This is a genomic window from Flavobacterium sp. (assembly GCF_041392005.1).
Taxonomy (GTDB): Bacteria; Bacteroidota; Bacteroidia; order Flavobacteriales; family Flavobacteriaceae; genus Flavobacterium.
The window spans coordinates 22,130-42,582 of record NZ_JAWKMX010000003.1 but is presented as its reverse complement, the minus strand read 5'-3'; the positions used below and the strand labels follow the sequence as shown (position 1 = coordinate 42,582).

General features: G+C 32.7%; 22 protein-coding genes. 8 read left to right on the top strand and 14 right to left on the bottom strand.

Going from position 1 to position 20,453, the window contains the following annotated elements:
- Positions 1-21: 21 nt before the first annotated feature.
- The 3 genes from R2808_RS02810 (at position 22) to R2808_RS02800 (ending at position 2,732) form a co-directional block, all read left to right on the top strand.
- Positions 22-720 carry a CoA transferase subunit A gene (locus tag R2808_RS02810; RefSeq protein WP_371269427.1) on the top strand — a complete coding sequence of 233 codons (699 nt, stop codon included), beginning with the start codon at positions 22-24 and terminating at the stop codon, positions 718-720.
- A gap of 95 nt (positions 721-815) precedes the next feature.
- On the top strand, positions 816-1,475 hold the full coding sequence (locus R2808_RS02805; RefSeq protein ID WP_371269426.1) for a CoA transferase subunit B: 660 nt from the start codon (positions 816-818) through the stop codon (positions 1,473-1,475).
- A 93-nt stretch (positions 1,476-1,568) separates the two neighbouring features.
- Complete coding sequence (locus R2808_RS02800) at positions 1,569-2,732, top strand: class I SAM-dependent rRNA methyltransferase (protein ID WP_371269425.1); 1,164 nt, start codon at positions 1,569-1,571, stop codon at positions 2,730-2,732.
- 131 nt (positions 2,733-2,863) lie between these two features.
- Here the strand turns inward: R2808_RS02800 and R2808_RS02795 are convergent, their stop codons facing one another.
- From R2808_RS02795 to R2808_RS02760, 8 genes are all read right to left on the bottom strand, one after another.
- On the bottom strand, positions 2,864-3,526 hold the full coding sequence (locus tag R2808_RS02795) for a hypothetical protein (RefSeq protein WP_371269424.1): 663 nt from the start codon (positions 3,524-3,526) through the stop codon (positions 2,864-2,866).
- 107 nt (positions 3,527-3,633) lie between these two features.
- The gene (locus R2808_RS02790) at positions 3,634-5,238 is read right to left on the bottom strand and encodes a fumarate hydratase (RefSeq protein ID WP_371269423.1); all 1,605 of its coding nucleotides are present in this window, start codon (positions 5,236-5,238) and stop codon (positions 3,634-3,636) included.
- 264 nt (positions 5,239-5,502) lie between these two features.
- Complete coding sequence (locus R2808_RS02785) at positions 5,503-6,054, bottom strand: transposase (protein ID WP_371269421.1); 552 nt, start codon at positions 6,052-6,054, stop codon at positions 5,503-5,505.
- 60 nt (positions 6,055-6,114) lie between these two features.
- The gene (locus tag R2808_RS02780; protein ID WP_371269419.1) at positions 6,115-7,554 is read right to left on the bottom strand and encodes a nucleoside recognition domain-containing protein; all 1,440 of its coding nucleotides are present in this window, start codon (positions 7,552-7,554) and stop codon (positions 6,115-6,117) included.
- Between the two features lie 57 nt (positions 7,555-7,611).
- Positions 7,612-8,325 (bottom strand): 3'-5' exonuclease, encoded by a 714-nt coding sequence (locus R2808_RS02775; protein ID WP_371269418.1) that lies wholly within the window; start codon positions 8,323-8,325, stop codon positions 7,612-7,614.
- 82 nt (positions 8,326-8,407) lie between these two features.
- Positions 8,408-9,565 (bottom strand): serine hydrolase domain-containing protein, encoded by a 1,158-nt coding sequence (locus R2808_RS02770; RefSeq protein WP_371269416.1) that lies wholly within the window; start codon positions 9,563-9,565, stop codon positions 8,408-8,410.
- Positions 9,566-9,635: 70 nt separating this feature from the next.
- Entirely contained in the window at positions 9,636-10,106 is a 471-nt protein-coding gene (locus R2808_RS02765; RefSeq protein WP_371269415.1) for a methylated-DNA--[protein]-cysteine S-methyltransferase, read from the bottom strand.
- Positions 10,107-10,171: 65 nt separating this feature from the next.
- Positions 10,172-10,651 (bottom strand): DUF1573 domain-containing protein, encoded by a 480-nt coding sequence (locus R2808_RS02760; protein WP_371269414.1) that lies wholly within the window; start codon positions 10,649-10,651, stop codon positions 10,172-10,174.
- Between the two features lie 105 nt (positions 10,652-10,756).
- Here R2808_RS02760 and R2808_RS02755 point away from each other — a divergent pair, with 105 nt between their 5' ends.
- Together R2808_RS02755 and R2808_RS02750 are read left to right on the top strand one after the other, a co-directional pair.
- The gene (locus R2808_RS02755) at positions 10,757-12,028 is read left to right on the top strand and encodes a sensor histidine kinase (RefSeq protein WP_371269413.1); all 1,272 of its coding nucleotides are present in this window, start codon (positions 10,757-10,759) and stop codon (positions 12,026-12,028) included.
- A complete protein-coding gene (locus tag R2808_RS02750) occupies positions 12,021-12,710 on the top strand; it encodes a response regulator transcription factor (protein ID WP_371269412.1) in 690 nt (229 codons plus the stop codon). The genes R2808_RS02755 and R2808_RS02750 overlap by 8 nt, the downstream gene beginning before the upstream one ends.
- Before the next feature lie 2 nt (positions 12,711-12,712).
- On the opposite strand, the gene R2808_RS02745 is transcribed toward R2808_RS02750, so the two are convergent.
- On the bottom strand, positions 12,713-13,153 hold the full coding sequence (locus tag R2808_RS02745) for a c-type cytochrome (protein WP_371269411.1): 441 nt from the start codon (positions 13,151-13,153) through the stop codon (positions 12,713-12,715).
- 142 nt (positions 13,154-13,295) lie between these two features.
- Here R2808_RS02745 and R2808_RS02740 point away from each other — a divergent pair, with 142 nt between their 5' ends.
- Together R2808_RS02740 and R2808_RS02735 are read left to right on the top strand one after the other, a co-directional pair.
- On the top strand, positions 13,296-14,228 hold the full coding sequence (locus R2808_RS02740; RefSeq protein WP_371269410.1) for an SPOR domain-containing protein: 933 nt from the start codon (positions 13,296-13,298) through the stop codon (positions 14,226-14,228).
- A 77-nt stretch (positions 14,229-14,305) separates the two neighbouring features.
- Positions 14,306-14,815 (top strand): acyl-CoA thioesterase, encoded by a 510-nt coding sequence (locus R2808_RS02735; protein ID WP_371269409.1) that lies wholly within the window; start codon positions 14,306-14,308, stop codon positions 14,813-14,815.
- A gap of 59 nt (positions 14,816-14,874) precedes the next feature.
- Here the strand turns inward: R2808_RS02735 and R2808_RS02730 are convergent, their stop codons facing one another.
- From R2808_RS02730 to R2808_RS02715, 4 genes are read right to left on the bottom strand one after another with little or no spacing between them, the layout of a single operon-like run.
- Positions 14,875-15,570 (bottom strand): ABC transporter ATP-binding protein, encoded by a 696-nt coding sequence (locus R2808_RS02730; RefSeq protein WP_371269408.1) that lies wholly within the window; start codon positions 15,568-15,570, stop codon positions 14,875-14,877.
- Between the two features lie 8 nt (positions 15,571-15,578).
- Positions 15,579-17,045, bottom strand: coding sequence for a DUF5687 family protein (locus R2808_RS02725; protein ID WP_371269407.1), 1,467 nt, complete (start codon positions 17,043-17,045; stop codon positions 15,579-15,581).
- 50 nt (positions 17,046-17,095) lie between these two features.
- A complete protein-coding gene (locus tag R2808_RS02720) occupies positions 17,096-17,791 on the bottom strand; it encodes a hypothetical protein (RefSeq protein WP_371269406.1) in 696 nt (231 codons plus the stop codon).
- Position 17,792: 1 nt separating this feature from the next.
- Positions 17,793-18,128 (bottom strand): PadR family transcriptional regulator, encoded by a 336-nt coding sequence (locus R2808_RS02715; protein WP_371269405.1) that lies wholly within the window; start codon positions 18,126-18,128, stop codon positions 17,793-17,795.
- A gap of 212 nt (positions 18,129-18,340) precedes the next feature.
- Here R2808_RS02715 and R2808_RS02710 point away from each other — a divergent pair, with 212 nt between their 5' ends.
- Positions 18,341-19,390: a 2Fe-2S iron-sulfur cluster-binding protein gene (locus tag R2808_RS02710; protein ID WP_371269404.1), complete on the top strand. Its 1,050-nt coding sequence runs from the start codon at positions 18,341-18,343 to the stop codon at positions 19,388-19,390.
- Positions 19,391-19,404: 14 nt separating this feature from the next.
- On the opposite strand, the gene R2808_RS02705 is transcribed toward R2808_RS02710, so the two are convergent.
- Positions 19,405-20,445, bottom strand: a complete 1,041-nt coding sequence (locus tag R2808_RS02705) for a glycosyltransferase family 9 protein (protein WP_371269403.1) — start codon at positions 20,443-20,445, stop codon at positions 19,405-19,407.
- Positions 20,446-20,453 lie beyond the last annotated feature (8 nt).

The following is a 20,453-nucleotide window of genomic DNA, read 5'->3' as shown; positions in this document are numbered from 1 at the left end:
ACAACAAACTAAATTATAATTATGATTTCAAGAAAAGTTAATTCTGTACAAGAAGCACTTCAAGGTATCGAAAGCGGCATGACTATTATGTTGGGTGGTTTCGGTCTTTGCGGTATTCCTGAAAATAGTATTGCCGAGTTAGTTCGTATGAACGTAAATAATCTTACTTGCATTTCAAATAATGCAGGTGTAGACGATTTCGGATTAGGGTTATTGTTGCAAAAAAAACAAATAAAAAAAATGATTTCTTCTTATGTAGGAGAAAACGCAGAGTTTGAACGTCAAATGCTTTCTGGCGAATTAGAAGTAGAACTTACCCCACAGGGAACATTAGCCGAAAAATGCCGCGCTGCACAAGCTGGAATTCCTGCTTTTTTTACACCTGCAGGTTACGGAACTGAAGTAGCCGAAGGTAAAGAGGTGCGTGATTTCAACGGAAAAATGCACATTTTAGAACACGCTTTTAAAGCCGATTTTTCTATAGTAAAAGCATGGAAAGGTGACGAAGCAGGTAACTTAATTTTCAAAGGAACAGCTCGTAATTTCAACGCACCAATGGCTGGAGCTGGAAAAATTACAATTGCCGAAGTGGAAGAATTAGTACCTGCGGGAACTTTAAATCCAAACGAAATTCATATTCCAGGAATTATGGTAAATAGAATTTTCCAAGGCGAGAAATTTGAGAAAAGAATTGAACAAAGAACTGTTCGTCAAAAATAATTAGACAATGTGCCAATGAGACAATAGGACAATTATAGTTGAAATATTGAAATTGACACATCGACACATTAACTAATTGACAAATTATTAAAAAAATGGCTTTAGATAAAAATCAAATTGCAAAGCGAATTGCTAAAGAAGTAAAAGACGGTTACTACGTAAATCTTGGAATTGGTATTCCTACATTGGTTGCCAACTTTGTTCGTGAAGATATATCGGTAGAATTTCAATCGGAAAATGGTGTTTTAGGAATGGGACCATTTCCTTTTGAAGGAGAAGAAGATGCCGATATCATCAACGCTGGAAAACAAACTATTACTACATTACCGGGCGCAAGTTTCTTCGATTCTGCTTTTAGTTTCGGAATGATTCGTGCTCAAAAAGTAGATTTAACCATTCTTGGCGCTATGGAAGTTTCGGAAAATGGAGATATTGCCAACTGGAAAATTCCTGGAAAAATGGTTAAAGGAATGGGTGGTGCTATGGACTTAGTAGCTTCAGCTGAAAATATTATTGTAGCGATGATGCACGTGAATAAAGCAGGAGAATCAAAACTATTAAAACGTTGTTCATTACCGCTAACAGGTGTTGGTTGCGTTAAAAAAATTGTTACCGAATTAGCCGTTTTAGAAGTTACGCCACAGGGTTTCAAATTATTAGAAACAGCACCAGGCGTTAGTGTTGAAGACGTTAAAAATGCAACAGAAGGAACCTTAATTATTGAAGGAAATATTCCTGAAATGGATATTAATTAGCCAATGAGACAATGTGCCAATAAGCTAATTAGTCAGTTAGCCAATGAAAAAAATTGACACATCGACACATTTTCAAATTGACATATTAAAACAATGAATCCAAAAGTAATTTTAAAACCAGGTAAAGAAAAATCAATTCTAAGAAGACACCCGTGGGTTTTTAGTGGTGCTGTTTATGGTGTTACGGAAGAGCTAGAAGACGGACAATTAGTAGATGTTGTCGATAACAATCAAAAACATTTAGGAGCTGGTTTTTTTAGCGATAGAGGAAGTATTGTGGTTCGATTATTGACTTTTGGAAAAGAACAATTTACCGAAAATTTTTGGGTTGAAAAATTACAATCGGCTTGGGAATTACGAACTAAATTATTGGATGTAAATGAAACGAATGCTTTCCGATTAATTCATGGTGAAGGCGACGGCATTCCGGGATTAATCATCGATTTTTATAATAATTGTTGGGTTATCCAAGCACATTCTTCTGGCATTTATTTCCAAATGGAGAAAATTGCAAATGCTATTCAAAAAACTTTTGCTAAAAACTGCGAAACTATTTATTGTAAAAGCTCAAGCACTTTACCGAATACTGGAACCGATTACTTTTTATTTGGAACCAAAGAAAGTACCATTGCTAAAGAAAACAACATTCAATTTCATGTAAATTGGGTGGAAGGACAAAAAACAGGTTTCTTCCTTGACCAACGCGATAACAGAAAATTATTAGGTACTTTTTCTAAAGGGAAAAAAGTATTGAATACGTTTTGTTATACGGGCGGATTTTCAATTTATGCGATGTCCGCAGGAGCCGAATTAGTGACTTCGGTAGATATATCGCAAAAAGCGGTTGATTTAGCCTCTCAAAATATGGAGTTGAATTTCCCGAATTCAAACCACAAAGCAGTAGCCGATGATGTGTTTAATTTCATGAAAGAAAACCATCAAATCTATGATGTTATTGTTTTAGATCCGCCAGCTTTTGCGAAAAATATTAAAAGCAAACACACCGCAACACAAGCCTACAAACGCTTAAATATTGCCGGATTAAAAGCCTTAGCACCAAAAGGAATTTTATTCACGTTTTCTTGTTCACAAGTAATCGATGATGTATTGTTTTACAATACTGTAGCCGCAGCCGCTATTGAAACAGGAAGAAACATTCGTGTATTACACAAATTAGAACAAGGACCAGATCATCCAACCAATATTTACCATCCTGAAGGACATTATTTAAAAGGGTTGGTGTTGTATGTGGAGTAATTTTAGTTGTCAGTATTCAGTTTATAGTATACACTATGTCATTGGGAGGAAGAATGACGAAGCAATCTCATCCCAACAAACAGATTGCTTCACCTTACAGGTTCGCAATGACGAAAAAAGATTAATTTTAATTAAGGAAAAACTAAAGGTAAACCAAATCCATTGTCATATTCTCTTAGTACCCATTTATTATTTACTTTCTTCGCGATTACAATATCAGGTTTAGAATTTAAAAATCTATATATTTCAAAATATGCCATATTTTTTTCTTTATTAAACGAAACTCTTGAAACACCAAGCAAAATCCCATTAATTTCAGAATCGTCAAAAAATTCACCTTTTGCTGCAATAGAATCTCGCTCAATTAATTTAATATCTAAAGTAGATTTCAATAATTCTGATTCACTTATTAATCTTTCTTCATCTAATTCTATAAATTCATTTCTATCCTCAATATCATTTGAAATTAAATAATTCATCATTCCAATTTTAAGCTTTTTATTTTGTTTGGCTAAAATTTTAATAGAATTTATATATTCTTCTCTTCTTATTAAAAATGCTTTAAAAATTGAATCTTGATTTTTCTCTATAAGTCTAATTTGTTTTATAGAATAATTAGAGCTATCAATTGCTTCAGGAGGAGGGGGTAATAAATGAATAAAACTTGTATAATTATGAATAATATCTGGCAAAACATCAGATAAAACTTCCGCTTCTAATTCTTCATATGATTTTTCTTTCTTTTCACAAGAAAAAATAACAAATGAAACTAATATGATAAAGATGTTTTTCATATAATTATAACGTCAAAATATTATTAAATTGTCTCCACTCTTTAAACACTAAAACCTGCTAGCATTCACTAACAGGTCTTTTTTCTTTATTCTATTCTCTAAAAGAACTACTTCAAATTCGCAAAGAAATCATTTCCTTTATCATCTGTAATAATAAACGCAGGGAAATCTTTTACTTCAATTTTACGAACGGCTTCCATTCCTAATTCTGGGAAATCGACTACCTCAACCGAAAGAATATTTTCTTTTGCCAAAATAGCCGCTGGTCCACCAATTGAACCTAAATAGAATCCGCCATACTTCGCGCAAGCATCTGAAACTTGCTTTGAACGGTTTCCTTTAGCTAACATAACCATACTTCCACCGTGTTTCTGGAATTCCTCAACATACGGATCCATACGCCCAGCGGTTGTAGGTCCAAAACTTCCCGACGGCATTCCTTCTGGCGTTTTTGCTGGTCCTGCATAATATACTGGGTGATTTTTAAAATACGCTGGCATAGGTTGCCCAGCGTCTAGCATTTCTTTAATCTTAGCGTGTGCAATATCACGCGCAACGATTACTGTTCCGTTTAATTTTAATCGTGTTTTGATGGGATATTTAGAAAGTTCTGCTAGGATATCTTTCATCGGACGATTTAAATCCACAATTACAGGTTCTTCTAAATGCGGCGCTACTTCTGGTAAAAACTGAGCTGGATTCGTTTCCAATTGCTCTAAGAAAATACCATCTTTAGTTATTTTTCCTTTAATGTTTCGATCTGCCGAACAGGAAACGCCTAATCCAACCGGACAAGAAGCAGCGTGACGCGGTAAACGAATGACACGCACATCATGTACAAAATATTTTCCACCAAATTGGGCTCCTATTCCACTTTCGTAGCAAATTTGTTGTACTCTCGCTTCCCATTCTAAATCGCGGAAAGCTTGGCCTGCCATGTTTCCTGATGTTGGTAAATTATCATAATACCCAGCAGATGCTTTTTTAACTGCTGCTAAATTCGCTTCTGCAGAAGTTCCACCAATAACTAAAGCCAAGTGATACGGCGGACAAGCCGATGTTCCTAAATCTTTTATTTTTTGTTTTACAAATTCCGTCATCGATTTTTCATTCAATAACGATTTTGTTTGTTGGTACAAAAACGTTTTGTTGGCCGAACCTCCACCTTTTGCTAAAAATAGAAACTCATACGAATTTCCTTTTTTAGCATAAATATCAATTTGTGCAGGTAAGTTAGAACCCGAATTTTTCTCCTCAAACATACTAATGGGTACAATTTGAGAATAACGTAAATTTCTTTTTTGATACGTATTGAAAACACCGCGCGATAAATATTCGGCGTCATCAACGCCTGTGTACACATTTTCTCCTTTTTTTGCCACAACAATTGCCGTTCCCGTATCTTGACAAGAAGGTAGTTGTTTATCTATTGCTACTTTTGCGTTTTCTAATAAGTTATAGGCAACAAATCGGTCGTTATCGGTTGCTTCTGGGTCGTTTAAAATATTGTGTAAACTTTGTAAGTGTTTGGTGCGAAGCATAAAAGCAACATCAAACATGGCTTCTTCGGCTAATAATTCTAAACCTTTTGGGTTAACCACTAATATTTCTCTATCGCCTAATTTTTCAATGGTAACGTAATCAGAAGTTAATTTCTTGTATTGCGTATCGTCTTTTAAAATCGGATACGGATCTTGGTATATAAAATCCATTGTGTGTTCGTTTTTTAAGTGATGTAAAGATACGGATTTTTTGAAATTAACCTGCAAGGTCTTGAAAACCTTGTAGGTTTTTATTTAAAGCAGAAAAGCATTTTTCAAAACAACAATTGTCCCGCTATTCGCTATATCTTTTTTAGTTTGTCATTGTGATGAAGAATGACGTGGCAATCTAAACTAAAAAAGGATGCCGCTTCTATCGGGGCTATTTATCACGTACTATTAACCTGCAAGGTCTAACTGACCTTGTAGGTTTTATCATTCTAACGTAAATTTACTCGCCAAAGTTCTTTTTTTTGAATTGTGACAATATTTAAAATTATCAACATCGTCAAATAAATTTATAACTTCAAATTTGTTTACCAATGATTCAGAATTATTTACAATATTTTGGTAGGAAGAAAATTCGAAATCAACAAAATCAATATTCAAGTGATGATAAGGATTTAAATGAACATAAATAATTACATTTTTTAAATATTCATCAGAAGTTAATTCAATCCTCTTAAAATGTTTTTCAAATAAACTTCCAGTTCTATTTTGTTGCTTATTATACGCTTTTGCATAAGCATTAAATAAGTTTGAAAAAGCTTGAGTTACAATTTTCTCATCTTCTGTTACTTGTATTACAAAGTGAAAATGATTATCCATTAAACAAAAAGCTAATATCGAAACTTTATCATTTAAATACTTAGAAACTAATTTTAGAAAATAAGACTTGTTTTCATTTAAACTAAAAATATTACAGCCATTTATTCCTCTATTGTAAATGTGATAAAATTTATCTTTTTGCAATATTTCTAATTTCATTGAAATTTTTGTTATTATACCTACAAGGTTTTGAAAACCTTGCAGGAAAATGTTTTTTTCCTAAAAAAACCAACTTGCCACAAAAATTGCCGTTAACACACAAATTAAATCTACTAACAACATCATCCATAACGTGTAACGGGTATCTTTAATATTTACCGACCCAAAGTAAACCGCAATAACATAAAAAGTAGTTTCGGCACTACATTGGAAAATACAACTTAAACGGCCTGCGAAAGAATCGGGTCCGTAAACGCGCATAGCATCAATCATAAATCCGCGTGAACCACTCGAAGCAAAAGGTCGCAACATGGCAACTGGTAACGAATCGATAATTTCTTTGTGAACGCCTAAATGTGAAAATACAAACGCCATTCCTTGACTAATTAACTCGAATAAACCACTGTTTCTAAACAAGGAAATTGCCACTAACATTCCCATAACGTAAGGAAAAATCATGGCTCCTGTTTTTAATCCATTATTGGCTCCAACAACAAAAGTGTCGAATAAATTGGTGTTTTTGGCAATGAATTTCTTTTCGTTTATGAATGAAAAAACTAATGTAAATCCTATAATCGCTAATAATAAAACACCTGATAAATTAGCAGTAAAATAATTTTTACCTATTAAATCTAACGTGTTTACATAAAACAATAACCCAATAATAGCTCCAATTAACGACATTAACCCGACTAATAACGAAGCGCTTTTAAAATTGATACGTTGCTTTATTCCTACTAAAATAAAAGCGGCAATAGTTCCAATAAACGATGTAATAATACATGGCAACATTACATCGGCTGGGTTAGCTGCATTTTCAGCAGCACGATAACCAATAATTGAAGTTGGGATTAAAGTTAAGCCTGCAGCATGTAAACACATAAACATAATTTGTGCATCGCTAGCTTTGTCTTTATCAGGATTAATTTCTTGCAGTTTTTCCATGGCTTTTAACCCGAAAGGTGTTGCAGCAGAATCTAAACCTAAAAAGTTGGCCGCAAAATTTAAAGTCATGTATGAAATGGATTCGTGATTTTTTGGGATAGAAGGAAATATTTTAGAAAAAACTGGACTTAAATACCCTGCGAGTTTTTCGGAAGCACCAGAAATAATCAACAATTCCATGATACCACAAAAGAACGCTAAATAGGCAATTAACGGAAGAATTAAATCTAACAAGCTGCTTTTTGCCATGGGTAATAAACCATCGGCTTTTTGTGTGCCGCTGTAGATTTTTACCGTTTGTTTGTTGTAAACATACGTAGTATCAGCATCAGCAGAAACTTTATTTAAAACAAACTCGTTGTTTTTAGAAACTTTTAAACTGTCTTGAACAAATTTTGGAATTTCGTTTAAGTATTTTTCACTTATTAAAAGTGGTTCGCCTTGTTTTCCATTTAATACATAATCGATGGAATAATATTGATTGGTAAACAATCCTGCAATTACAAAAATGATAGAACAAACGAATATAACGAGCCAAAATCTGCTTAAAACCATAATTTTTAGTTGAAAGTTTAAGGTTAGAAAGTTTCAAAGTTAGTATAATATATTAAACTATACATGCGTAATTTCTTCATCTATCAACAAATCTTCTCTTCGGAAACGCAAGAAAATTTGAGCAACTGCAATAACGTCTTTTTCGCAATAGGTAATAATACGGTCGATGTTCTTTTCAATATAAAAAACACGTGCTACTTCGCTGCCGTCGATATCGTCTTTAGGCGATGGAATATCTAATATTTTGGTTAGTAAGCGTAATGAAGTAAAGTGTTTATAATCGCCAAATTTCCACAATTCTAACGTATCTAAATGTGGAACTTCCCAAGGTTTTTTTCCAAATAAATTCAATTTGTCGGGTAATGCTACACCGTGAATAATCATGCGGCGCGCAATAAACGGAATGTCGAATTCTTTTGCATTATGTCCGCATAAAACATGAGACGCACCATTAAAATGTTGGTTTAGTAAATTGGCAAAATCTTGTAAAATTTTCTTTTCTTCTCCCCAAAAACTCGTTACTCTAAAGTTTCGAATATCGGCTTTGTTGGTAAAATACCCTACTGAAATACAAATGATTTTTCCAAATTCGGCCCAAATTCCTGCTCGGTCATAAAAATCTTCAGCCGTAACTTCATCGCGACGTTGGTATTGGGTTTTTTGCTCCCATAATTTTTGAGTTTCATGATCCATTCCTAAATAAGAATCGTATTGCGGAACGGTTTCAATATCTAAAAACAGTATATTATTGAGTTGAATTTTTTCTATCATTTGTTTATTGTTTATAGTTGTTACTTCGTTTCAAGTTTCAAGTTAATCTATACTCTATTTTCTTTCCTCTTTCTTCTTTCCTCTATTTTCTCTTATCTAACATCTGATACGCTTCCTCTACATACACGTATAAATCATTACTATGTGGGTTGGTTGCGGTTTGTAACCCTTTTAAATGCCCAAGACGCACAATTATAACATCGTCTTCTGGAATTACGATTACAAATTGCCCTAAGTGGCCTCGCATATAATACAATTTCTTATCGTTTACTGTTGCCATCCACCAACCATAGCCATATTCTGGGCTTTCGGCAAAGCGAGGCGTAACACATTTTTGTACAAAAGCAGAATCGAGAAGTTGTTGGTTGTTCCATTTTCCGTGTTGTTTCATTAGTTTACCAAAACGAGCAAAATCGCGTGCATTACTCGCAATACAACAATACGCTTTTTCAATACCATCGGGTTCGTGGTCTAATTGCCAAAGTGCTTCATTCTCTGCTCCCATAGGTTGCCAAAAGTTTTTCGACACATAATCGGATAAATAGTCTCCCGTTGCTTTTTCAATGCACATCGCTAATAGTTGGGTTGCACCGCTTAAATAGTTGAACGATTGTCCTGGTTTATCTTTTACTTCTAGTCCAAGAATTACTTTCTTTAAATCATCATCAAAATAAGCACGTGTTACAATGGAAAACGGACTATAATAGCGTTCGTCCCAGCTTAAGCCTGAAGCCATTGAAGATAAATCGCCAACGGTAACTTCACTTGCATATTTGCCTTTTAATTCAGGAAAAAAATCGGTTACTTTTTGATCTAAATTTTTAATTTTTCCTTCCATTATGGCTTTTCCTAAAGCTAATGTAACCACACTTTTTGCCATTGAAAAAGAATTGGATTTAGAATCTTTATTATAACCATCGAAATAACTTTCGTGCCAAATACTATCATTTTTGATAATTAAATACGCTACGGTTTGTAGTTCTTTGTGCGTGTTTTCTAAGTTTTTTGTGGCAGAAACCGAATTGTAATCTTTTGCAATTGCCCAAGGTTGCGCCGTTCCTTTTTTAATTTCTCGATTTGGGAAATGTGTATAATCGTCTAAAAAAGCAGTCGTATGACCACGAAAATATATGGTTCGCACGGCTCTTAGTAAATAATCGACATCAAAAATGTACGCTAATATAATAATTGTAGCTAAAATAATAGCCAGCCATTTAAAGAAGTTTTTTATAAATTTCATCAAAATTAGATTGAATTAGATTGAATTAGATTGTACTAATTTATAAAAAATTACAACTGAATTAAACCTATTAGAATAAAGTTTGTTGTTTTTCGCCTTTTTCGTGCTCTAAAAGCCATTGTTTGCGCCATAAACCACCGGCATAACCAGTTAAAGAGCCGTTGGAACCAATAACGCGATGGCAGGGTACAACAATCCAAAGCGGATTTTTACCGTTGGCAGCGGCAACCGCACGAATAGCTTTTATATTGTCTAGCTTTTTTGAAAGCTCTAAATATGAAATGGTTTTTCCGTAAGGAATTTGTTGTAATTCTTGCCAAACTTTTTGTTGAAATTCGGTGCCTTCTGGATTAAGTTTTAACTCGAATTGGTTTAAATTTCCTTTAAAATAGGCTGTTAATTGGTTAACAGCTTGTTGTAGTTCTTTTGGTATTTCTATTGAAACAGGCTTTTTGTGTCCAACAGAAATTTCGGTAATTCCATTTTTATTTCCTACAATTTTGGCGGTTCCAAGTGGTGTTGTTATATAAACTTCTTTCATTGTATAAAAATAAAAAATCCTCTTCAATTGAAGAGGATTTTGAAAAGAATTAAGTAATTACTTTATTATTTTAATAAGATCGATTTTTCTTCTTTTTCTGGTACTAAAACCGTTCCTTTAATCATTAATCTTGTAGGCGCAACATTTTCTTCGTTTGTTGTTACGGTAATTGCTTTGTTAAAAGCGTTTGGAGAAGCTGCATTGTATGTAGCAGAAACGTATCCTTTTTCACCTGGTTTAATTGGTGTTTTAGTATAGTTAGCAGCAGTACAACCACAAGACGGTTTTACATTTGTTAATAAAATAGTTTCTTTAGAAGTATTTGTAAATGTAAATTCGTACGTTACAGGTTTACCTCTTTCAATATCGCCAAAATCGTGCGTTTCTGTATCCCATGTTAATTGCGATTTTTTTTGAGGTTGTTGTGCTTGTTGCGCTTCCATTTTAACAGGAGCTGGTTTTATAGTTGCTTTTGCTGGTCTTGTTTGTGCAAATGAAACTACAGAAACACATAATGCTACTAATGTTAATTTTAAATTTTTCATATTTACTTGTTTTTATAAGTTATTACTAATTTTGATACCACAAATTTATAAAGTAATTTTATAGCTGTTGTTAATCAGTTTTTAATTGTTGTTAATTAGTTGTTAATGCGTTTATCTAAATTAAATATTGTTATTGGTTTTGGTTTGCTTGCTATAATAGGTGTTATTATTATGCAGCTGTTTTTATTGCGCCAAGCCTATCAGTTTGAAAAAAATGAAATTGATAACAAAATTCATTTTGCATTGCAAGATGTGGTTGAAAAAATTTACGAAGGAAACAATACAAGTTTACCTATATCGAACCAAATAAAAAAAATTACCGACAATTATTATATTGTTAATGTTGATGATGTGTTTGAAAACAAAATTTTAGAACATTATTTAATGGTAGAGTTTAATAAAGTAAAACTAGATCAAGATTTTGAATACGCTATTTACAATTGTGGAACCGATGAAATGGTGTATGGAAATTACATTTCTAGTAAAGGCGAAGCAAAAGACAAATGCGAAGACTGTTTTACTAAAAATTCTGATTTAATTTATTATTTTGCCGTACGGTTTCCAAATATTAACAAAACCTATTTTAGCAATTTAAAACAATATTGGATTTATACCGCTGTTTTGTTTTTAGTTCTTATTATCTATGTATATTCTGTCTTTTTATTATTACAACAAAAACATTATTCAGAATTACAAACCGATTTTATTAACAATATGACACACGAATTTAAAACACCGCTGTCGTCTATTTTAATTGCTTCTAACTATGCACAGAACCAGAAAGAAATACAACAAAATCCGAAATTGAGTAAATACCTGCAAATTATTACGAAACAGAGCAATAAACTCAACCAACATATCGAACAAATACTATCAATTGCGCGAACCAATAGCCATCAAATTCAGTTGCAAAAAACGCAAGTTAATTTTTACAAAACACTAGAACTGATTAAAGAAAACATTGTCCTAAAACAAAGTAAAAACATTTCGTTAAAAATTGCTTCTAATTGTAATGTTTACATAAATGCCGATGAATTTCACTTTTATAATATTTTATACAATTTAATAGACAATGCCGTAAAATATGGTACTAAAAACCCTGTAATCTCGGTTAGTGTTATCGAAAAACAGGCATCGTTTTTTCTTGTTTTTACCGATAACGGACCTGGAATTCCTGAAAAAGATTTACCTTTTATTTTTGATAAATTTTATCGCGTAAAAAGAAAAGACAGCGAAGAAATTGAAGGTTTTGGTATTGGATTAGCGTATGTAAAAAAAATATGCGACCTTCATCATTGGAAAATAACGGTAAAAAACACCGCAACAGGATTACAAACCGAAATTATTGTGCCCAAAAAAGATATTTATTATGAGTAAAAAAAGAATTTTATATGTAGAAGACGACGAAACCCTTGCCTTTTTAACAAGCGATAATTTAGAACAACATTTCGATGTAATTCACGCAAATAACGGAAAACAAGGTTTTGAACTTTTTTGTAACGACGATTTCGATTTATGTGTGCTCGATATTATGCTTCCCGATATGGATGGGTTTGAAATTGCTACCGAAATTAGAAAACGAAACACCGAAATTCCTATTATTTTCCTATCGGCAAAAACACTAAAGGAAGATCGCATTAAAGGATTGCGTTTAGGAGCAGACGACTACTTAGTGAAACCCTATTCAATTGAAGAACTTATTTTAAAAATAGAAATTTTCTTAAACCGAAGCCAAAAACAAACCGATAAAAAAATAAAATCGTACACTCTAGGCTCTTTTACATTTGAACCCGAAAACTATTTGTTAAAAAATGACGCTGCCGAAATTACACTAACCGAGCGCGAAACAGCTTTGTTAAAACTTTTTATAGATAATACAAATATTGTACTAAAACGCGAAACTATTCTTACAAATTTATGGGGAAGCGACGATTATTTTTTAGGACGCAGTTTAGATGTATTTATTTCGCGCTTACGCAAAATTCTAAAAGAAGAAACCCACGTACGAATTGATACCATTCCGCGAGTGGGTTTTAAACTTGTTATCGATTCATTTTAAAATTAAAACGAATAAATATACGCTTGTAAATCGTATAACTCTTGATCACTCATTTGCTTTGTAATTGCAAAATTAGTTTTCATCACATCATATTGTGAAGGATCAACAATAGGTTCGCCCTCGCCTTTTAAAAAAGTAACCATATTAGCCTTTTTATCCTTATAAATTTTAGAAATTTCTTGTAAACTTGGCCCAATAATTTTTGCTGAAGGTTGATGGCACGCAGAGCAAGTTCCTTTCCCTTCAAAAATTTTTTTTCCTTCGTTTACATTTCCAGCAACGGGCTGTTTTTCATTTTCATTAATTTCACTTGCTGGTTCTAAGCTTGTGTTTGTTTCAATTTCTTCGCTTGTTGGTTTAGAAAAATCGCCTTCCTTCTTATTGCCACAACTTATAAAAACAAGTATAGCAAAAACAAACAAGCATCTATTTATTGTTATCATATTATTTATTTTTAATTCTAATCAAAAGTAATATACTCAAAAAGAAAAAACTATGCGTTTTATCATAAAAAACAATAAAATTTGTTAATAAAATTTGTTAATAAAATTTTGTAACAAGCATAGTTTATTTAATTTTGTTGATATGATTATAGAAAACTACATTGCTAATTTATTATACCGTCACAATTGCATAATTGTACCCAATTTTGGTGCTTTTATTACCGAAACTGTGTCGGCAAAATTAGACGGAAACACCACTTTTACGCCGCCTAGAAAAGTAATTACTTTTAATGCTAACATTAAAAATAACGATGGCTTATTGACCAATTATATAGCTGTTGCTGAAAAAATTAGTTTTGAAAAAGCTACACAAAAAATAGAAACTCAAGTTTTAGAATGGCAAACTATTTTAGCGGATAATAATAGTATTTCGTTGTCTAAAATAGGAACACTAGTTTTTAATAAATCAAATAATTCTTTGTTTTTTAGTCCCGATACTACTACTAATTATTTAACGAGTTCTTTTGGTTTATCTCAATTTGCATCGCCAAAAATTTTACGCGAAACTTTAAAACAAGATGTAGCACAATTAGAAGAAAAAGCACCTATACTTATTGCACCAAAACGTAAAGCAAATAACTATACGTTTTTAAAATATGCTGCCGTTTTTGCGCTTTTAGGAACCGTTGGCGCTTTTGGATACAAACAATATTATGATATTAAGGTTGAGAAAGAAATGCTTTTAGTGCAAAAAAACGTGCAAGAAAAAGTACAACAAAAATTGCAACAAGCTACTTTTTTTATTGAAGCACCATCAATTGTAGTAGAACTTCCTGTTAGCGAAGAAAAATTGCATTATCATATTATAGCTGGTGCTTTTAGAAACGACGATAATGCTAAAAAAGCACAGCAAGTTTTACTAAATAAAGGTTTTAATGCAACTACACTACCTCAAAACAAACATGGTTTGTACCCCGTTACTTTTGGTAGTTTTAAAACGAAAGAAGAAGCCGAAATGGAAAAGTTAAAGCTTCACAACCAAGGCCATAAAGAAGCCTGGCTTTTAATTGAATAATTCAAAATCCCAAAATTTGGGATTTTTTTATGGCTATTTCGCAATGGAGATTTTATCTTTGCAAAAAAAACTAAACTATGCAACCAAAATTTCCATCTGACTCTTTAACTACTTTAACCGATTTGGTTTTACCTGGCGAAACCAACCCATTGAACAATTTATTTGGTGGTGAGCTTTTAGCGCGTATGGACAGAGCTGCTAGTATAACGGCGCGGCGTCATTCGCGTAGAGTATGCGTTACTGCATCGGTAAATCACGTGGCATTTAACAGAGCTATTCCTTTAGGAAGCGTCGTAACGGTAGAAGCAAAAGTTTCGCGAACCTTTAACTCTTCAATGGAAATTTATATTGATGTGTGGATTGAAGATCGCGAATCGGGCATAAAAAACAAAGCCAACGAAGCTATTTATACTTTTGTAGCGGTTGATGAAACAGGGCGTCCTGTTGCTGTTCCAGCAGTTGAACCTCAAACCGAATTGGAAAAACAACGTTTTGAAGCTGCTTTACGCAGAAAACAATTGAGTTTAGTGTTAGCGGGAAAAATGCAACCTAATGAAGCCACCGAATTAAAAGCACTTTTTGCTTAATTTAATAATTTTCAACCATTTAAAAACCTCAAAAAAAGTTCATTTTTTGAGGTTTTTTATTACACCGAGAAAAATTCTTCGAGTTCTTTTAAGGTTTGTTCGTTTGGTATAATATCTTTTACCACTTCCCCTTTATTTAGTACTACTATACGGTGCGAAACCTCAACGGTATGTTGTAAATCGTGGCTCGATACTAAAACCGTAGTGTTGTTATCGTCGGCTAGTTCTTTAATAATTCGTTTTAGGCGAATTTGTGTTGTTGGGTCTAAATTAGCAAAGGGTTCGTCTAAAATAACAACTTCTGGGTTGCCAATTAAGGCACTAATGATGCCTACTTTTTTAGCATTTCCTTTTGATAAATCGCGTAAATATTTCTTTTTATTTAAAATTTCATCATTAAAAAAATCTTGATATTTTGCAATAAAAACATCTACATCAGCTTTGTTCCAACCGCGTAAATTACCCACGAAATAAAAATATTCTTCGGGTGTTAAGTAGCCTATTAAAAATGTTTCATCGATAAATGCTGCAGTAAACGGTTTCCACTCTTCCGATTCTGAAACGACAATTCCGTTTGATGTAATTTTTCCGTTTGACGGGCGAATTAAATCGAGTAAAAGGCTGAAAAAAGTTGTTTTTCCAGCGCCATTATTACCTACTAAGCCAAAACTTTGCCCCTTTGGTATTTCTAAATTCTCTATATGTAAAACAACTGTTCCGTTGTATGCTTTTTTTAAATTTTGTACTTGTATCATCAATTTATTTATTTTTGTTTGTATGCTTCTAATGTGTCGTATTTTTGCGTTTGGTACACTTTTTCTATGTGTTTAAATATTTTGTTTCTAAATAAAAAACCAAAAACTCCTGCTAATGCTACCAATAAATAACCAAATTGCCAACTTATAGTATAATAACCTATTGCGTAAAGCAACATTGGCAGCAATAATTTTGGTAACGAAATTAAAAGTGTTTTTACGTTAAACGACTTTTTATCGCCAAAAGCATTTTTGTTACTCGTTAAATCTATTGGTGTTTTAATATATGCGCCACCTAGCATAACCAAGGTTGAGTTTACACCAATATTAAAAATAGCACCTGTTACAATGGCTAAATAAACTTCCCAACCAAAATACAAATAAAACGACGCTAAAATAGTGGTAACAACTGTTCCTATAACCATTAACCACCATTTTGAAGTTAGATAGTCTTTATAAGTTATGTTTTGCGTCATCATAAGCGGATAATACGAACTGTCCCAACTGGGCACAAACTGTCCAAAATTGAGTAAAAATCCGCCAGAAACAAAAATTCCTGCAAAAATTTTCCAAACTGGAGCACTGTAAGCATCGATAGAATTGGTAAAAAACAATAGTCCATAAAAAATAAACAAAACACTCATTAAAACTGTTGTTCTTGCGCGTTTGTTTCGTTTTATTAATCGAATGTCGTTTTTAATAAATTCGCCAAGAGTTCCCCATTTATCGAGCCAACTTAAATTTTCGGTTTTTGCTTCTTCATGTTTTCCTGCTAAACCAGCATCTAAATATAAATTTCTTTTAAAAAATTTAAAGGTTATTACATATAATATAATTAATAATAAAAGCGGAATTAACACGTAAAACCAATCTTTTACAAAAACTTGAAATACTAGCGACAAATACGAAACCGAATTAAAAATATTAAAATATTGTAATACTCCAAGTATAGCAAAAACGCTAACAACAGCATAAAAAATAGCATCTTTTTTATCTATAAGAATGGCAATAAAATTGTTGCAATATACAAACAACAGCATACTTATTCCCCAAAACAAACTATTAAGCGGATTGGGTTCTTTTACCATTAAAACTATAATAAACGGAATAAAGAAAAACCAATGTACAAAGTTAAAAAACGACAAAATAGTTTTGCCTAAAGTAAAATTTACAATACTATTTTTCTTTATATTTTGTGTAAGCAATGGTCGTATTTGTAGCGTTGGCATGCTTTGCAAAAAAAAGCGTATGGTTAAATCGGCAATAAAGTAAAATGCTATATAACCACTTACTGTAGGCAACGGTTCGAGGTTCATTTTCTTTAAAATAAAGTAAACACCAAAGCCTAAACCTGCAAAAACGAAAGCAAAATAAATGGCTCCAAAAATCATTACAATTTTTAGAAATAGGTTGGTTCCAAAGCTTTTCGATCGAAAAAAAGATTTCCATTGAAGGGCTAAAAATTGTGCTATCATTATAAAGATGTTTTTATATACGTTGAAAATAAGTGTGATTTGTTACAGTTTTATTTTACCATTTCATACTCTGGATAGGTTTCTTTTAAATACTGTTCGGCTTTACTTGGTATAATTTTTATAATAATATACGAAACCAAATAAAAAGAAACGATTAAAAAAGCCACTAAAAACAACACATAATTATTTGGTAACTCTTCTGATCGGCTAAACAAATTGCTAAAATTTAACGGCAAATACAAAAGTCCGGAAAAAGCACCGTAATTAAATATTATTTGCTCAAAAAGCCATGTTTTACCTGTTTCTTTTTTCCGTTTTTTTATTTTTCTGTTTTCTATAAAAAGTGCTGCAAACAAAACAACAGCTAAAACCAACATAGCAATGGAAAAGATGTATTGATAATAAAATGTTTTTATAAAAAAATAAGTAACTAGCAGTAAACCGATTGTTAGCATCACTTTTGGAATGGTAAAAAATGCTTTAAAGTGTTGCCACACCAACTTGCTGTATTTTTTGTTCATGGCTGCTTGGCGTTGTTCTACTACATTCATAAACCCAAAAACACCAAATTTTTTAAACTCGATTTGCAAAGCGGTTTCAAAGTCAAGCGTTGGGTTTTCTTGCCATTGCGCTTCAATAGCATTCGCTAAATGATCGACCAATTCGGTTTGTAAATCGTAATACTCAACATAATGTTGGCGTGTAAATTGGTAAAGACGGTCGATTTGTGCTGGAGAAAGTTTCATCTTAATAACTCAATTTAGGATTTACAATCGTTTGCATATTTTTAATAAATTCTTCCAATTCCGCAAGGCGATTTACAGTTTCAGTCGTGCCTTTTTCGGTTAATTTATAATACTTCCGTAGCCGATTATCTACTTTTTCCACCTCAACATCAAGCAATCCTTCCGCTTCCAATTTGTGTAATGCAGGATAAAGCGCACCTTCAGTAATGGTAAGTTCGCCTTTGGTAATTTCCTTCACTTTTTGCGTAATTTCATACCCATACATTCTGCCCTTTTCCTCTAAAAGCTTCATTATTATAGTGTTTAAACTCCCTTTATACAATTGCGAATTTTTCATTTTTTATTTTTTTTGGGCGTTCCTTGTACAAAAACTGCGTTTTTCCACAAGGCGGGCTTTCCGCACTACAAGGTAGTTTGCTTCAATCCCTAACGCGTTACAAACATATACATAATTTTCTTATGTATAAATAAGTTAGGTATTATTTTTTTAAAAAATTCAAATTTTCAAATTGAATCATTAATCGTATTTTTGTAAAAAACAAACAAACTATGTCAACATTTTATAAACTTAGTATAAAAGATATCACACGCGAAACACCTTCGGCTATATCAGTAGCTTTTAATATTCCAACCGAATTCAAAGACTTTTACCAATTTAAAGCGGGGCAGTACGTCACTTTAAAAGCCACTCTCGACGGACAAGAAGTGCGTCGTGCCTACAGTATTTGTACTTCACCCAATAGTGGCGAATTGCGCGTTTCAATTAAAGCCGTAAAAAACGGTTTCTTTTCAACATTTGCTAATGATAAATTAGCTGTTGGCAATGTACTTGAAGTAAGTACTCCTGAGGGAAAATTCACATTCGAACCACAAACCGACAAACAAAAAAACTATGTTGGTTTTGCAGCAGGAAGTGGTATAACGCCAGTAATGTCAATTTTACAAGCGGTTTTAGAAAACGAACCACAAAGTTCCTTCATTTTAGTTTACGGTAATAAATCACCCGAAGAAACCATTTTTTTCAACCAATTACACGATTTACAAAACCAATATGTAGGTCGCCTTTTTGTGCATCATGTGTTTAGCCAATCCAACAAAAGTGAGTGGTTTGGACGAATTGACAAAGCAGTTGTAAACAACATTTTGTTTAACAAACACAGCGAAAAATCGTTTGATAAATTTTATTTATGCGGACCAGAAGAAATGATCAATTTAGTTAGCGCCACATTAAAAGAACATCATGTAAAAGAAAATGATATAAAGTTTGAATTGTTTACCACATCAACTACTACAAATGAAAATAACATCACTGCCGATGGCCATACACAGGTAACTTTTCTTTTAGATGATGAGGAAACAACAGTAGAAATGAGCCAAAAACAAACGATATTAGAGGCTGCTTTAAAGCATAATTTAGACGCACCTTATTCGTGTCAAGGCGGTATATGCAGTAGTTGTATTGCTCGTGTTACCGAAGGTAAAGCCGAAATGAAGAAAAATCAAATTTTAACTGATGACGAAATTGAAGAAGGTTTAATATTAACTTGTCAAGCGCATCCGGTTACACCAACTATAAAAGTAGATTATGACGATGTGTAATTAGTTAACAGTTTTCAGTTTTCAGTTAATTGCGACTGAATACTGGAAACTACTTTTTCAGGTAAAATTGTTCGCATTACATTTTCATAACCAGCTACTGTTTTATTTCCATAAACTGATGTTGGTAATAACGGATATTGTTCTCGATTAGCAGTGATGCAAAATTCATCGGGTTGATGAAAAGGTTTGAATCCCGCATACGGATGTGTGGCTCCCCAAAGTGTTATTACTTTTACACCTAGCATGGCTGCAATATGTGCATTACCACTATCCATTGACAACATTATATCTAAATTTGAAATTAAATCGAGTTCTTGTTCAAAATTTAATTTTCCAGCAATAACCACAACATTTTCGTGCTCATTTTTTAGCGCATTCAGTTTTTCAATCTCTTCTTTTCCGCCACCAAAAAGAAATATTTTTACTTTTTCTTTGGCTAAATCGTCTATAACTTGTTGCATTAAATCTTGTGGATATACTTTACTTTCGTATTGAGCAAAAGGCGCTATACCTATCCATTTTGATTCTTTTTTTCCTGTTGTAGCTATAATTTCATTGGATAAAATTGCCTTTTCGGGAAATTGAGGAAGTGATAAATCTATAGAAAAACCTAATTTTTCAAAAGTAGCTACATGCCTTTGAAACATTGATTTTACTGGCTTAAAAACTTTATTTTCAGCTCGGGTTAATGCCTTTTTTTCGGTTCTGCCTTTATCGGTTGCTGCCACTTTTTTTCCGCTTAATGCAAATAATGTCCTAACAATTTTTGAACGAAGTACATTGTGTAAATCAGCTACAGCATCAATTTTATATTTTTTTAAATCAGAATATAAACGCAATAATCCTAAGAAACCCTTGTGACGCTTTTTTACATCAATTGCAAAAAAAGTAAGATTATGAATATCGTTAAAAAAAGGTTTAAAAAACGGACGAGAAACAACCGTTGTTTTTACTTCTGGGTATTGTAAAGAAAAAGCTCGCAACACAGGAATTGTCATAGCGACATCACCCATAGCTGAGAGCCTTATTACTAGTATATTTTTTGGCTGCGCCATTAAATATA

Bases quoted from the DNA above. Each gene is read 5' to 3' on its own strand.
- R2808_RS02810 (WP_371269427.1), top strand. From the start codon at position 22: ATGATTTCAAGAAAAGTTAATTCTGTACAAGAAGCACTTCAAGGTATC.
- R2808_RS02805 (WP_371269426.1), top strand. From the start codon at position 816: ATGGCTTTAGATAAAAATCAAATTGCAAAGCGAATTGCTAAAGAAGTA.
- R2808_RS02800 (WP_371269425.1), top strand. From the start codon at position 1,569: ATGAATCCAAAAGTAATTTTAAAACCAGGTAAAGAAAAATCAATTCTA.
- R2808_RS02795 (WP_371269424.1), bottom strand. From the start codon at position 3,526: ATGAAAAACATCTTTATCATATTAGTTTCATTTGTTATTTTTTCTTGT.
- R2808_RS02790 (WP_371269423.1), bottom strand. From the start codon at position 5,238: ATGGATTTTATATACCAAGATCCGTATCCGATTTTAAAAGACGATACG.
- R2808_RS02785 (WP_371269421.1), bottom strand. From the start codon at position 6,054: ATGAAATTAGAAATATTGCAAAAAGATAAATTTTATCACATTTACAAT.
- R2808_RS02780 (WP_371269419.1), bottom strand. From the start codon at position 7,554: ATGGTTTTAAGCAGATTTTGGCTCGTTATATTCGTTTGTTCTATCATT.
- R2808_RS02775 (WP_371269418.1), bottom strand. From the start codon at position 8,325: ATGATAGAAAAAATTCAACTCAATAATATACTGTTTTTAGATATTGAA.
- R2808_RS02770 (WP_371269416.1), bottom strand. From the start codon at position 9,565: ATGAAATTTATAAAAAACTTCTTTAAATGGCTGGCTATTATTTTAGCT.
- R2808_RS02765 (WP_371269415.1), bottom strand. From the start codon at position 10,106: ATGAAAGAAGTTTATATAACAACACCACTTGGAACCGCCAAAATTGTA.
- R2808_RS02760 (WP_371269414.1), bottom strand. From the start codon at position 10,651: ATGAAAAATTTAAAATTAACATTAGTAGCATTATGTGTTTCTGTAGTT.
- R2808_RS02755 (WP_371269413.1), top strand. From the start codon at position 10,757: ATGCGTTTATCTAAATTAAATATTGTTATTGGTTTTGGTTTGCTTGCT.
- R2808_RS02750 (WP_371269412.1), top strand. From the start codon at position 12,021: ATGAGTAAAAAAAGAATTTTATATGTAGAAGACGACGAAACCCTTGCC.
- R2808_RS02745 (WP_371269411.1), bottom strand. From the start codon at position 13,153: ATGATAACAATAAATAGATGCTTGTTTGTTTTTGCTATACTTGTTTTT.
- R2808_RS02740 (WP_371269410.1), top strand. From the start codon at position 13,296: ATGATTATAGAAAACTACATTGCTAATTTATTATACCGTCACAATTGC.
- R2808_RS02735 (WP_371269409.1), top strand. From the start codon at position 14,306: ATGCAACCAAAATTTCCATCTGACTCTTTAACTACTTTAACCGATTTG.
- R2808_RS02730 (WP_371269408.1), bottom strand. From the start codon at position 15,570: ATGATACAAGTACAAAATTTAAAAAAAGCATACAACGGAACAGTTGTT.
- R2808_RS02725 (WP_371269407.1), bottom strand. From the start codon at position 17,045: ATGATAGCACAATTTTTAGCCCTTCAATGGAAATCTTTTTTTCGATCG.
- R2808_RS02720 (WP_371269406.1), bottom strand. From the start codon at position 17,791: ATGAAACTTTCTCCAGCACAAATCGACCGTCTTTACCAATTTACACGC.
- R2808_RS02715 (WP_371269405.1), bottom strand. From the start codon at position 18,128: ATGAAAAATTCGCAATTGTATAAAGGGAGTTTAAACACTATAATAATG.
- R2808_RS02710 (WP_371269404.1), top strand. From the start codon at position 18,341: ATGTCAACATTTTATAAACTTAGTATAAAAGATATCACACGCGAAACA.
- R2808_RS02705 (WP_371269403.1), bottom strand. From the start codon at position 20,445: ATGGCGCAGCCAAAAAATATACTAGTAATAAGGCTCTCAGCTATGGGT.